Source organism: Mariniblastus fucicola (assembly GCF_008087665.1).
Lineage (GTDB): Bacteria > Planctomycetota > Planctomycetia > Pirellulales > Pirellulaceae > Mariniblastus > Mariniblastus fucicola.
The window spans coordinates 6,277,476-6,291,029 of the sequence record NZ_CP042912.1 but is presented as its reverse complement, the minus strand read 5'-3'; the positions used below and the strand labels follow the sequence as shown (position 1 = coordinate 6,291,029).

Genomic DNA, 13,554 nt, shown 5'->3' with positions numbered 1-13,554 from the left:
CCGGCTGCCGTTTACCGAAAATCGGGAAACGGCTATGGTTGCGATCGTCCCGTTCAATGAGGAAACGATGAACTCTGTCCGACCCAATATGGCAACGTTGCCGCTTCGATTTTTCCGCGCTGCGACGGCGATCTTGTTCGCCTCTGTTTGCATTTTCGTGCTCGGGTGCGAGAACCCGTCATCGCTGATTGGATCCATTTTGCGATCGCCGATTTCAATTCTCGGTTTGGGGCAAGCCGAAGCTCCGGGCGGGCAGGACTCGGATGCCAGCGCCGACGACTCATACGCCGCAGCCAAACTGGTCGAGGGTTGGGAAATTCCTGACTTGACGCTGTTTGTCACGGGACGCCTTCACGGCTACATCGAACCCTGTGGGTGCACCGGACTGACGAACCAAAAGGGCGGTTTGCTGCGACGGCATACGTGCCTGAATTTGCTCAAATCAAAAGGCTTCGATCCGGTGACCGTCGATGCCGGCAACATGATCCGCCGCTTTGGTCAGCAGCCTTCGATCAAAATGAAAACGGCCTACAAATCGATCGCCCAGATCATGAACTATGACGTGATCGGTATGGGTGTGGATGACATGAAGGCGGGCGGCGTCGATATGCTGTTGTCGATGGAAGAAGCTGGCAGGACAGAGACTCCTTTCACTAGCGCGAACATGAAACTCTTCGAAGGCGACCCGTCCATCACGCCTTTTCAAGTGATCGAAAAGAACGGCAAGACGATTGGTGTCGCGTCGGTGATTGGAGCCGAACATGTCAAGAAAGCCATGGCTTCAGGTGGCAATGAAGATTTCTCCCTGGAGATGCCTGCCGCTGCGATCGCCGCTGTTGTTGGGAATCCAAAGTTTGCAGCCTGTGATTTCAAAGTGCTGATGATTCAGTCCGAACCTGAGAGCTGCAAGATGTTGGCGATGAGGTTTCCCGTGTTTGATCTGGTCGTAACCGCAGGCGGTGCTGGAGACCCGACGCTCAAGCCAGAAGCCATCGCGTTGGGCAACGGACGCGTTTCTCAAATGATTCAGTGCGGTGTCAAAGGCATGTACGTCGGCGTCGTGGGAGTCGACTTTGGCGGAGACGGTTCCAAAGCGATCAAGTATCAACGTGTGGCACTCGATGCCAGCTTCAAAGACTCGCCACCGGTGAAAGAAGTCTTCCTCGAATACCAGAACGAACTGAAAGCGCTGTGGCAGGGTGGATCTCTCGAAGACATTAAACCTCGACTCCACCCCAGCGGTTACAAGTTCGTCGGCTCACAAGCTTGCCGCGATTGTCATGACGAAGAGTACGACATCTGGAAAGACGGTATCGATGGTGACGGCGGACCGCACGCCAAGGCGACTGCAGATCTGACCGATCCGGGAGAGCGCACCTGGGTGAAACGTCACTTTGATCCCGAGTGTGTCAGCTGTCACGTGACCGGTTGGAATCCGCAGAACTACTATCCGTATGAAACGGGATACATCGACCTGAAGAAAGACGTTTTGCTGCACGGCAACGGTTGCGAAAATTGTCACGGTCCCGGATCAGGCCACGTGCAAGCCGAGAACGATGCGACGGATCAGGCCTTGCAGGACAAGTTGCGGCTTCAGGTTCGCGTGACGATCGCAGAAGCCAAAGCTCGCACTTGCTACGAGTGTCATGACCTCGACAACAGTCCGGACTACGCCGAAGCCGAAGACGGGTGGGACAAGTATTGGCCAACGATCAAGCACGGTGACGGCGAATAAAGTTTTGTGGTGAACAACGTCTTGCCCCTCGCCGTTGCCGTCCTTTGCGAGCCGACACGATTTTGACGCGGTGCCAGGCATCTGTTCGAAACGTGCGTCATGCGAGCCTGTTTAGTTCGAACGCCGTGCTCTGCGACGCGAATCCGTTCTTGGGCTCAGCTCTAGCTCAACCGCGAAACCAGGCGTGCGGCTTCGCTCGCGCGTGGTCGATTCTGGCTCATTCCGCGTGCGTGAAACGACGATTTGGCAGGTCGTTTCCAATGCACTGCGGACTATTTTGAGCCAGTAGGTTCCATTTCCCTCAGGAAAAGACGGCTTAATTCAAATATATCCAAATATCGAGATTGTTAGATGTAGTGGCACGGCCATTGCACATGTATTGGATATTAACAGCGGCAACCGTCGCCGAAAATCTGCTTCACAGCGAGGCGAACCATGAAAATTACCAACCAGGAGACCGGAGCCATGAGCAACTTTTTATTGATGCTGGGCATCGTTGGCGCATGGATTGCGTTACAGGCCTTCATCCTTCCACGTTTCGGAATCGAGACCTGAATGAGCGGTGCATGCAAGCCGAGTTCGGCTGAAAAACCAGACGCTTCAGAACATTCAGACAACATCGAAACCGGGACGAAAGACTCGTCACGATCAACCTCGGAGCCAGAAACATGGCAAAAGTAATCAGTATCAGTCGCAATCGATTTGCGCCAGAAGTTTTGGACAGCGAAATTCCAGTCGTCGTCGAATTGCGAAAGGGCTGTTGCGCTCCATGTGAAAAACTGGAAGCCATCGTCGAAAGACTGGCGGACGAATTCAAAGGGCAGATCAAGTTTGTCAAAGTCAACGTGAGCGAGGAGTCTTCGCTTGCCGACTATTTTGATCCGCATCAGCTGCCCGCATTGGCTCTCGTTGATCACAGCAAGGATGAAGGCTTCTATCTCGGGGAGCTACAGGAGTCAGAGATCCGAGAACGCCTGCAGAAGTGGATCGCTGTAGTTGGTGTTCGGCAAAACAGCAACACGTAAGAACCACCTCGATGTAGGCTCAAGAAATACAACGGAACCCATCTTCTCTAGTCAGGAACTATCATGTCAAAAGTTAAACAGGTTGACGGCAAACAGTTTGAAGCCGAAGTCCTCCAAAGCGACATTCCCGTGCTGATCGATTTCTATGCATCGTGGTGTCCGCCCTGCCGCGCACTCGGTCCGATCCTCGATCGTTTGGCCGGAGAGTTCGAAGGCAAAATCAAGTTCGTCAAAGTCGACAGTGACGAAGAACCGGAACTTTCGACTCGCTTCAAAGTGACGGGCCTTCCCACGGTCGTCTTCATGGACAATGGCGTCAATGTGGGGCAGTTCGCCGGATTGCCGCAAGAGGACGCGTTGCGTACCGAGCTTGCCAAATGGGTTGACTCAGGAAAGGTCGCGCCGTAATGAGCGTCGCGAAACGAATGTCGGGCTTCGGAAAAATGCTCTTCAGGGTCATTCCGATCATCCTTGGGCTGGTCGGTTTGACTTTTGTTATTGCCTGGATCTCGGGCGTCTTTACTGAAAAGATTCCGCCCGGCGAATCCCATCCGATCGTCCGCACCGTTGGCAGTCAGTCCACGGACGTCGTACACGAAGTCACCAAAGACTACATTCAGGAAGCCGTTGGTACGTTGAAAGCCGCCAACCGCAGCGTTGTTTCTTCCAAAGTCCTGGCAACGATTGAGCAAATCCATGTCGCTGCAGGGGACTTTGTAAGTCAGGGTGATCTGCTGGTGACGCTCAACACGCAAGAGCTCAACGCGCGGCTGAACCAGGCTCGGGAAAGCCTCTCCGGCGCACAGGCTTCACGCGGCGAAGCCGAAAGTGACTTCGAGCGAAACCGTCGGCTATTTCGATCCGATGCGGTTTCGCGACAGGAATATGAAGTGTCGGAGCGAAACTTGAAGGTCGCGACAGCCAACGAACGACGGGCTCAACAGGCCGTTAAAGAAGCCGAAGTCTTTCTCTCCTATTCCAGGATTGTCGCGCCAAAGTCCGGTCGCATCGTGGATCGAAATGCCGAACCCGGCGACACGACTCAACCCGGACAGCCCATTCTGACGCTTTACGATTCGCAGTCACTGCGGCTGGAAACACCCGTTCCCGAAGGTTTGGCGGTTAAGCTGAAAGTCGGTCAGGTTCTAAGCGTGCATGTGGATTCAATTGACCAGAGTTTCGAAGCGACGATTGACGAAGTCGTGCCTCAGGCCGATGCGGCGAGCCGTTCGTTTCTGGTGAAAGCCAGTTTGCCACGCAATGATGATCTTTACGAAGGCATGTACGGTCGGTTGCAGATTCCGGCAGGCGCCCGTCGCCATCTTTGCCTCGCGACCGATGCAATTCGTCGAATCGGTCAGTTGGAATTTGTTGACGTGGTGATGGAAGACGGCTCTCTACAACGACGATTGATCAAGACTGGCAGGCTGGGAATGCCGGGACGCGTCGAGGTGCTCAGCGGCGTCAACGCGGATGAAAAAGTTGTCGTCAAAGGAACTTCCCCTTGAGTGCTACGAATGAAACTGGCTTATTGGATTCCGACGGCCACGAAGAATTGCCACTGCTGACACGACTCGTCGCCGTCTTTCTCCGAGGCGACATCGCGATCCTGTTCACGGTTGTTTCGCTGATCATCGGCGGCGTGGCCCTGGTGCTGACGCCGCGGGAAGAAGAGCCACAAATCATCGTCCCGATGGCGGATGTCATGATTGAAGCGCCCGGACTTTCGGCGGAAGAAGTCGAACGTCAGGTCACTCAGCCGTTAGAGAAATTGCTGTATCAAATCGACGGCGTGGAGTACGTGTACTCGATGTCGCAAAGCGGAAGCGCCGTCGTGACGGTACGTTTCTACGTCGGCGAAGATCGTGAAGATTCGCTGGTGAAGCTATACAACAAAGTCGACTCCAATGCGGACCAGATTCCGCAGAGCGTCTCCAGTTGGATGGTGAAGCCCGTCGAAATTGACGACGTTCCGATCGTCATTGTGACGTTGTGGAGCGACGCGATCGATCAGTACGGAGACCACGAACTGCATCGTATCGCACAGGAGATGCAAAATGAGCTGCAGGCCATTCCCGACACCAATCGAGTCTGGGTTGTTGGCGGTCGGCCTCGCGAAATTCGCGTCGAACTCGACACGCAGCGAATGGCGTCGCGGCAAACGTCGGCGATTCAGATTTCGAACGCGCTACAGGTCAGCAACCTGCACTCGCGCATTGGAAATTTCGAACAACAGAATCAATCTTTCGTCGTTGAATCGGGAACCATCTTCCGTGACGTCGGCGAGCTTGAGAATCTGGTCGTCCAGGTCGTCGAAGACCGTCCGGTCTATCTGAAAGATGTTGCCGATATCATTGACGGCCCAGCCGAACCGGTTGGATACAGTTGGATCGGATTCGGTCCTGCTGAATCGGATTCCGGTTCGTTGCCACAGTCCGATGACGCCGACGGGCTTTTCCCCGCGGTTCACATCGCGGTCGCCAAACGCAAGGGCAGCAACGCGGTTTCCGTCGCCAAAAAAGTGGAGCAGCGATTGGAAGAGCTTTCGCCAGCGATGTTGCCTCATGGAGTTCACCATCGAATCACTCGCGACTATGGCGAAACGGCCAACGAGAAAGTCAACGAACTGGTGGAAGGCCTCGTGATCGCAGTAATCACGGTCGTGGGCTTGATCGGATTGACCATCGGCTGGCGAGCCGCACTGGTGGTGGCGCTCGCGATTCCGGTTTGCTACAGCCTGACTCTGGCCGTGAATCTGGGGCTCGGCTACACGATCAACCGCGTGACGATGTTCGCGCTGATTCTGGCGTTGGGCCTGTTGGTCGACGATCCCATTACCGACGTGGAGAATATTGCCCGCTACTTTTCCATGCGAGTCGCTCCGGCGCGACGCAGTGTTATGTTGGCGATTCAGGAAGTCCGCCCGGCGTTGATTATGTCGACGCTGGCGATCATCGCCAGCTTTTTGCCGCTGTCATTTATCACCGGCATGATGGGACCCTACATGGGTCCGATGGCGCTGAACGTGCCGTTGACGGTAACGCTGTCGACCGTCGTTGCGTTTCTTGTGACGCCCTGGTTGGCGATGGTGGCGATGCGATTCATGCTTGACGGTGACCATGAAGAAGAATTTGATCCGACGCGTGGGTTCCTGTATCGATTGAGTGACAAGTTCTTGCGCCCGACGCTCAAGAGCCCCGTGCTTTCCGCTGCCGCATTGGGAGTGACGCTGTTGTTGCTGGTCGGAGCCATGTTCCTGCCGGCGCTGCGACTGGTGCCGCTGAAGATGTTGCCCTACGACAACAAAAACGAGTTCCAGATCGTGATCGACATGCCGGAATCTTCGACGCTCGATCAGACCGACAACGCCGCCCGCGACGTCGCTGCATTCCTGTCCGGAGTCGCCGAAGTTCGCGATTATGAGATCTTATCTGGCCAACCGTCGCCGATGGACTTCAACGGCATGGTGCGACATTACTTCCTTAGAAACCAACCGTTCCAAGCGGACATTCGCGTGAATTTGGCAGCGAAGGAAGTTCGCCAACATCAGTCTCACGAAATCGTGTTGCGACTCCGCGATCGGCTGACCGAGATCGGAGACCGCTGGGGTGCCGAAGTCAAAGTCGTCGAAGTTCCGCCAGGCCCTCCGGTGATGTCGACGATCACGGCCGAAGTCTACGGGCCCGCAGAAGGAAACTACGCCGAGCTGATTCGTTCCGCCGAAATCGTCCGCGATCGAATGGCGAAAGAGCCTGGAATTGTGGACGTTGATCTGAGCTCCGAATCGGATCAGGTGCGTTGGGTCTTCGAAACCGACAAACCCAAAGCAGCGCTTTCCGGAGTTTCGACTGCTGACATCAATCGAACTTTGCAGATGGCGCTCGGTGGCGATCGCAGCGCGGTGATGCGGAACGAATACGAAGTCGCGCCTTTGCCAATCGTGCTTCGCCTGCCGCGATACAAACGTTCGGCGATTGATGACCTGAAAGAAATCTACGTGCAGGGCCGGACCGGGAATCTGGTTCAGCTTGGTGGTCTGGGCCTATTTGTAGAACAGCTGGAAGACAAAACGATCTATCGCAAGAACCTGAAACAGGTGATGTACGTTTACGGAGAAGTCGCCGGTCGTCCGCCAGCCGATGCGATCATGGACATGGAGTTGGACCGATCTGAAATGGTTGGCGTTTCGGACAAAGAATCGCGGCCAACGTCAGAGAGAACCTGGCTTTCGCCCGGAGGTGGTGTCGAGTGGAATGTGGCGGATGAATATGAAGTGAAGTGGAACGGGGAAGGCGAGTGGAAAATTACGCTGGACGTGTTCCGCGATCTTGGGCTGGCGTTCGCGGCCGCGTTGTTTGCGATCTTCATGTTGCTGATGTTTCAAACCGGTTCGCGACTGCTGCCGATCGTGATCATGCTGGCGATTCCGCTGACTCTGATCGGAATTATGCCCGGATTTTGGGTGTTGAATCTGAATCGTGCCGAACTGATCGGCGGCTATGCGAATCCTGTGTTCTTTACAGCAACAGCGATGATCGGCATGATCGCTTTGGCCGGAATTGTGGTCCGCAACTCGGTCGTGCTGGTCGACTTCATTCACTACGGTCAAGCAGAAGGTTTGTCGCTGGAAGAGTCGATTGTTCGTAGCGTGGCGGTGAGGACCAGACCGATTTTGCTAACCGCCGGTACGACGTTGTTGGGCAACTGGGTGATCACGTTGGATCCAGTTTTCTCCGGGCTTGCCTGGGCAGTGATCTTTGGGATTCTGACCTCGACATTATTCACGTTGATCGTGATTCCGGTGGTCTACTATCTGTTGTATCGCGGTGCCGAACATGGCGAAGCAACTTTGACAGCGTAGCGATCCGATCGAAAACAGGCCCAGAAATCGTCCGCTGTCCAGATCACAGTTTGAAAGCGGTGAAAGCCGTGAATACGCGTTGCAAGCTACCTACCAGCCGAACCAGCCTTTTTTCTCGTCGTCGGCGTGGCGATTGAGATTCAGTTTCTCGCTAATCGCCGACTTCAAATGGCTCACAACAGAATCCCGGTCCGTTGAATTGAGGATGTCCTGAACCACGGATTTCGGAGAGTCGCTTCCCCACGATCCGCCCTGTTCGAAGTACCGCTTGGCGGCCTGGCCGATGACGTAGGAGGTGAATCCTGCGGCGGCACCTTGAGGGATCATCGTCAACACGGTCCCCAGTCCAAACGTCATGCCCTTGAACAGGCTGGATCCGTAGTTCGCCAGTTCGCCAAGTGCATAGACGCCGCCGGCGGCAGCCAGAGTTTTCGAAAGCCCACGAGCCTGGCTCATGTTGAACTCCAGGCCGTAAACTTTCGACAGCGTGACCATCATCAAGGCATCGATCGTGTAGCCGCCGATAACATCAAAAAACGGAAGCGGATTCGCAGCGACCACCACGGCTTTAGTTGCCGCCATGCTCCAGATCACCTGGTCAGCTCGTGTATTTCGCATCTTGATTCGCATCGACGCGATCTTGTCGGACTTGTCAGCTGCATACATTGCAGCGTTGAGCGCGATCAGCCCGAGTCCTTCCTTCTCCAGCGTTGTCAGGATCAGCGATTTCAGCTCGCCAACGTCCGGTTCCGGCTTGCGCCATTCCGATTCGGTGCTGCCGTCTTCTTTCTCGATGACGTATTCGATTTCTCGCGGATCTGCCGACGTGCGAACGAAATGCTCAGCGGGAATCAGTCCTTCCAAACGGCCTTTCAACAGATCGGTGACCTTGGCGAGGTCTTCGTCGTTGTACAGGTCGCACTTGTTGAAGACCAGAATCATGGGCTTCTGCACTGCGGCCAGTTCAACCAGGGCTGCGTACTCCGTTTCGTTCAAATCCGAATCGGTGACAAACAGAATCAGGTCCGCTCGGCGAGCCGTCGTTTCCGCAAGCTCCGCTCGATCCTGACCGCCGACTTCGTTTATGCCAGGCGTGTCGACGACCACGATTTCGGAAGACTGAAAGCCGGGAATTCGATAGCCCGACCCATCCCACTCGGTGCCCCAGACTTCTTTTGTCCAGCCACCCTGAATGTCGACTTCCGCGACGGCTCTGCCGATCAGCGCGTTGATCATCGCGGACTTGCCGGTGCTGATTTCACCAAAAATCACGATCTCGACACGGCCGTTGGTGACCTTGTCGTACATCTCGGTCAGGCCAGAGAGTTCTTTTTGAAGCTGTTCACGTTCGGAATCCGAACACCCGCGAAGTTTCGACAGCGTGGATTCAACCGACTTGACGGCTTCCACGTAGTTCGGGTCCTCGACGGAAGGTTCAGATTGTGCGGTTGGATTTGACATTTTGTATGTTGGTGAGGGAACTCAATGAGTCACGACTGGTGGGCGGCGTCTACGATTCATCGCTCAGTTTCGAACGCGCGGTCTGGACCAGTTTGCGAAGCTCGTCCACGGCCATGACTTTTTCCCATTCGCGGCGGGCCAGTCCAGCCAATCCGCCTTCGGGAGTTCGCATCTCGTTGCGAAAATACTCGATAAACACAGAGCCAATCCACTTTGTGATCAAAGCCTGAACGGCGCCCTGCAAAACTCCGCCAGCAAACGTTCCCGCAAACGGAACCGTTTTGATTAGCGAAGAAGTCACCGCTGCGATCGCGACGGCGGCGCCCTGAGCGCCCAGGAAAGCGACAAGGTTCTTGCCCATCTCGGCCAGCCACGTTCTGGCCATGTCGAGGTCGACTTTCTGATTGTAAACGTCGGCCAAATCCATAATCATCTTTGTCGAAATCGCCGAACCCGCGATCAGATCCACGACGGGAAAAGGGCTCAACGCGGCAACGCCACCGGCGCCCCACATGTACTTTTCGACGATGTCCCAAGCCTTGTCGTCGACCTGCTTTTGTACGCGATCGCGTGCTTTTTCAACCAGGCCACGGGACTGAAGTAAAACGTTCGCCATGAGCAGGTCTTTGCCGTCCTTGCGAACGATCTCCACCATTCGTTTGGCCAGAGGTTCGATGTCGGCGGGGATTTCGACGGTCTCTTCGGTCGTCGTCCCGTCAGCCATGATTCGTTTGCGAACTCGTTCGCCGATTTGAGCCTGAATCGAAACCACGTCATCGTCTTCGACAAAGTCAGCGGTCTGTCGCCGGATTTGACCCATGAGTTTTTCGCGATCATCCTGGTTGAACCAGTCAGATTTGTTCAGGCAAATGATGACGCGTTTCTCCATACTGCCGAGTTGATCCAGCAAGTCATGTTCGCTCTGTCGCAGCGGGCCATCGACGACCACCAAAACGAGATCGGCGTCTTTGGCGGCTTCCGCGGCGATCGCCACGTGGTCTTCTCCGTCGACTTCACCGAGTCCGGGCGTGTCAACAAGCGTGACTTTGTCGTTCGTCGGCCACGGGATTTCGTTTCGCGTCACCGTCGTCCCGCCACGGATGTCGGTCGCAAAGGAATCGTTTCCGGCTAACAGGTTCAGCACCGAAGATTTTCCGCTGGAGATGGTGCCGAAGGCAACGATCTCAAGTTCCAGCGATTCGCGTTTGTATTCGATCTCCTTGAGCAGCGGATCGAGCTGTTTGGCGAGCTCCGGATCATCACCAGCTCGGTCCTTCAGTTCGCTGATCTGTTTGAGATTCTCATCGATCTCGAAATCTTTTTGAGCGCTCGAAAGTTCGCTGGGGTTTCTATTACGTCGCTCGCGCTTGCGGCGTTTGGCGATTGACGCGCCCCATAATTTCCAGACCGTCCAGATGGTGCTGCCGAGCAGCAGTGTTGCTCCGATACCAACGGCGACGAGGTAGGCGACCCCAGCCCACGCCCCGAAAGCGTTGATTGTTTTGTAGTTGTCGATGATCCAGCCGGGCAGAAAAATCAGCGCAAAGCCGATGCAGGCTGCGACGACGATCAGCATCAGTCCGGAGAACGTTTTGCCTGGCTTCATAGGATGGGTGGGTCGAAAAATGTGAGGACAGTAGTCATTTTACCTTCTTTCGACCCGCTACAGGGATTGGCAAATCGCAAGCCGACCGATCAGGCTCAGAATCTGTTATTCGTTCGGAGCGTAAGGATATTGCTGGTTTTTTGGTGGACCGGACAGGCCGACGGGTCGTTTTGACAGTTGGCCCGATGTTTTTCGGGCGTGTGTCCTGATCTCACAATCGGACGGGCGCAGTCCGACGCGGACCACAGCATGAAAGCCTGTGTCTTCCTTGATGAAAACTTCTGGCTAGGAAATTTCCAGTTCGACGGGGCAATGGTCGGAGCCAAAAATGTCAGTCCGGATTGCAGCCGATTCGACGCGGTCCCAAAACTTGCTGGCGACCCAAAAGTAATCCAGCCGCCAGCCGATGTTTCGCTCGCGGGCATTGGTTCGCATGGTCCACCAGGAATAATTCCCCGGGCCGTCGTCGAACTGGCGAAACGAATCCAGAAAGCCCGACTCTGCGATTCGGTCGACGCCGGCACGTTCCTGTTCTGAAAAACCCGCGTTCTTTTTGTTGGCTTTCGGGTTCGCAAGATCGATCTCTTTGTGAGCGCAATTGATGTCGCCGCAAAAGATGACCGGCTTGCGGCGGTTGAGTTTCTTGACGTACGCCAGAAACGCTTCGTCCCACTCCATGCGATAGTCGATTCGCTTCAACCCGCGTTGCGCGTTCGGCGTATAGACCGTCACGAGATGAAAGTCATCGTAGGACGCAGTAACGACGCGGCCTTCCTGATCGTGCTCTTCGATACCAAGTCCGAGCACAACTTTCTTGGGTTTGATTTTGCTCCAGATCGCCGTTCCGCTATAGCCCTTTTTGACAGCGTCGTTGAAGGAAGTGTGGTAGCCAAGATCGTGAACCCATTCGAGATCCAGTTGCTCTTCGTGAGCTTTGGTTTCCTGCAGACAGAGAAAGTCCGGTTGTTCGGATTCGACAAACTCGCGGAATCCTTTCTTGATGCAGGCGCGGATGCCGTTGACGTTCCAGGAGACAAGTTTCATGGCGGTCTGAATATTTGACGAGAGCAAACCGTCAATCATAAGCCAGAGATGGCATCGGCTTCCAGCCTGTGAACGCAACGGGCTGAATGGTTGGAGATGCTGGTCGTGGCCTATTGGGACTTTTTGGCTTTTTTGCTGCGCCGGGTTGCCGATTTGACTCGCTTCTCGATTGCCTCTTCGCGATTGGATTCCGCGTCCGCGATCCGTTTTTCAAGCTGCTTGAGGCGGCTGATGACTTGCTCCTTGTCACTCTTCATCCGTTCCAGATGAAAATCCACCAACTGAGTCACCAGTGACTTCAGCTTGTCGCGGTTCTTTTCGTTATCCTTCAGTTTCACCTGAGCGGCAGCCATCGTGATTCGAGACTCAATATTCCACTGCTTCAATCCCATTTCGTAACGCTTGGGACTGCGTTGCTTGATGTTCTCGAGCTTCTTCACTGCCCGGTCGAGCCCCATCATTGCTTGCTTGTACTGCCACTTTTTCTTGTCTTCAAGCGTCAGTAGAAGCTGCTTTAGCTCCGGGTGGTTTTCGTCCATGAAGGCGTAAAGCTGCTCAATCCGACGCTTCTTGAGGTCGAATTTTACCTTTTGCGTTTCAGTTTTTTTATCCGGCGACGTCTGGTTCTGACCAAACAGCGGCATCGTCAAACAAAAGGCCAGCAAGCAACTAAACGCAAACTTGGAAGGATTCATGATTTTGGAAGTCGTGGAAGGGACGGCTAGTTAATGGAAGACTCTTCATTGGCAGCGGTAACGACATCGACGATCCAATCGTCATCGCCTTCGAACTCGAACGATGCAAATTCAAAGTCATCTTCCAGTTCGGGCAGTTCGAACTCCTCTTCGTTGATCGATTCGGCCCAGGCCGCCGCTACGGATTCTGCATTCGATCGAGCCTTATCCGGTTGCTGCGTCAACGTGATCGCCAAGGTCGCAAGCAGAGCCAGTGCAGCGGCCGAAACAATCAGGCGACGAACTCGCAGCCTGTTCCCGCGGGCGTTTGCAGTGGCTGGAATCGATCTGACAGCCAAATGGGCTTTGTCAGCCCTGGCCATCGTCAAAACCATGTTGGCGACTTCTTCGCGAAGGTTCTGGTCTTCGGCAAGCAACTGCTCAAAATACGTTTCTTCGCCGGGCGACATTTCACAGCTGACGTAGCGAAAGACATCCCAGCTCTGTTCATCATGATTTGGATGGTTGTTCATGGCAGGTTCGATATCCAAAATTGCGACCGCTTTTGGTGTCGCGACGTTATTCAAAAAAAGGCCTCAGCTTCTTGAGAGCCGCTTGCATCCGGGCCAGTATCGTACCCAGCGGCACGTCCAGCTCTTCGGCGATCTCGCGAAATTTCAAACCTTCGTAAATTCTTTTCCGAACGACCAACTGTTGGTCGGACGACAGTGCTTCGATAGCAGTACGGACCTGCTCAACTTCTTCGCCCCGCAACGCAGGCTCTTCGGGGGACCCTTCGCCGTCACGAAGTGCTTCCACTCGCCACGCAACCTTGAGGCTGTGCTTGCGAGCCATTTGGCTTTTCCGTTTCACCAGCATCGCTTCATTGAAGGCAACCTGGAAAAGCCAGGACTTCAGCGAAGCCTCGTTTCGCAGTTTGTCGCCGCGTTGCATCAACTTCAGAAACGTCGCCTGATGGGCATCCGCAACCAGCGTCTCATTCCGCAGCACCCCAGCCAAAAACCAACGCAGCGATTCCGAGTGCTGCTCGTAGGCGGCCTCAATGTCGATTTGATTGGGTTTTGTGGCGTCCATTAACGTCGTTGCCGAAGTCCAAATTCTGAAGCCGAGCCTGAACCTGTCGTCCG

The 13,554-nt window shown here is 54.8% G+C and carries 11 protein-coding genes; 5 read left to right on the top strand and 6 right to left on the bottom strand.

The genetic code is table 11. The features are described 5' to 3' along the window. Positions 1-67: 67 nt before the first annotated feature. From MFFC18_RS23590 to MFFC18_RS23570, 5 genes are all read left to right on the top strand, one after another. Entirely contained in the window at positions 68-1,735 is a 1,668-nt protein-coding gene (locus tag MFFC18_RS23590; RefSeq protein ID WP_157665052.1) for a multiheme c-type cytochrome, read from the top strand. Between the two features lie 668 nt (positions 1,736-2,403). Beyond that, positions 2,404-2,760 (top strand): thioredoxin family protein, encoded by a 357-nt coding sequence (locus MFFC18_RS23585; protein ID WP_075082701.1) that lies wholly within the window; start codon positions 2,404-2,406, stop codon positions 2,758-2,760. 63 nt (positions 2,761-2,823) lie between these two features. Further along, positions 2,824-3,168, top strand: coding sequence for a thioredoxin (gene trxA, locus MFFC18_RS23580; RefSeq protein WP_075082702.1), 345 nt, complete (start codon positions 2,824-2,826; stop codon positions 3,166-3,168). Further along, a complete protein-coding gene (locus tag MFFC18_RS23575) occupies positions 3,168-4,268 on the top strand; it encodes an efflux RND transporter periplasmic adaptor subunit (RefSeq protein ID WP_075082703.1) in 1,101 nt (366 codons plus the stop codon). Before trxA ends, MFFC18_RS23575 begins: the two co-directional genes overlap by 1 nt. Then, positions 4,265-7,621 (top strand): efflux RND transporter permease subunit, encoded by a 3,357-nt coding sequence (locus tag MFFC18_RS23570; RefSeq protein ID WP_238381178.1) that lies wholly within the window; start codon positions 4,265-4,267, stop codon positions 7,619-7,621. The genes MFFC18_RS23575 and MFFC18_RS23570 overlap by 4 nt, the downstream gene beginning before the upstream one ends. A 90-nt stretch (positions 7,622-7,711) precedes the next feature. Here the strand turns inward: MFFC18_RS23570 and MFFC18_RS23565 are convergent, their stop codons facing one another. The 6 genes from MFFC18_RS23565 to MFFC18_RS23540 all read right to left on the bottom strand — a co-directional run bounded on the left by MFFC18_RS23565 (position 7,712) and on the right by MFFC18_RS23540 (position 13,501). After that, on the bottom strand, positions 7,712-9,082 hold the full coding sequence (locus MFFC18_RS23565) for a YcjF family protein (protein WP_075082705.1): 1,371 nt from the start codon (positions 9,080-9,082) through the stop codon (positions 7,712-7,714). 49 nt (positions 9,083-9,131) lie between these two features. After that, a complete protein-coding gene (locus MFFC18_RS23560; protein ID WP_075082706.1) occupies positions 9,132-10,688 on the bottom strand; it encodes a YcjF family protein in 1,557 nt (518 codons plus the stop codon). 285 nt (positions 10,689-10,973) lie between these two features. Continuing rightward, complete coding sequence (locus MFFC18_RS23555; RefSeq protein WP_075082807.1) at positions 10,974-11,732, bottom strand: exodeoxyribonuclease III; 759 nt, start codon at positions 11,730-11,732, stop codon at positions 10,974-10,976. Positions 11,733-11,842: 110 nt separating this feature from the next. Continuing rightward, positions 11,843-12,427 (bottom strand): hypothetical protein, encoded by a 585-nt coding sequence (locus MFFC18_RS23550; RefSeq protein WP_075082707.1) that lies wholly within the window; start codon positions 12,425-12,427, stop codon positions 11,843-11,845. A gap of 26 nt (positions 12,428-12,453) precedes the next feature. Then, complete coding sequence (locus MFFC18_RS23545; protein ID WP_148619087.1) at positions 12,454-12,939, bottom strand: hypothetical protein; 486 nt, start codon at positions 12,937-12,939, stop codon at positions 12,454-12,456. Between the two features lie 46 nt (positions 12,940-12,985). Continuing rightward, positions 12,986-13,501, bottom strand: coding sequence for an RNA polymerase sigma factor (locus tag MFFC18_RS23540; RefSeq protein ID WP_075082709.1), 516 nt, complete (start codon positions 13,499-13,501; stop codon positions 12,986-12,988). Between the last annotated feature and the right edge of the window lie 53 nt (positions 13,502-13,554).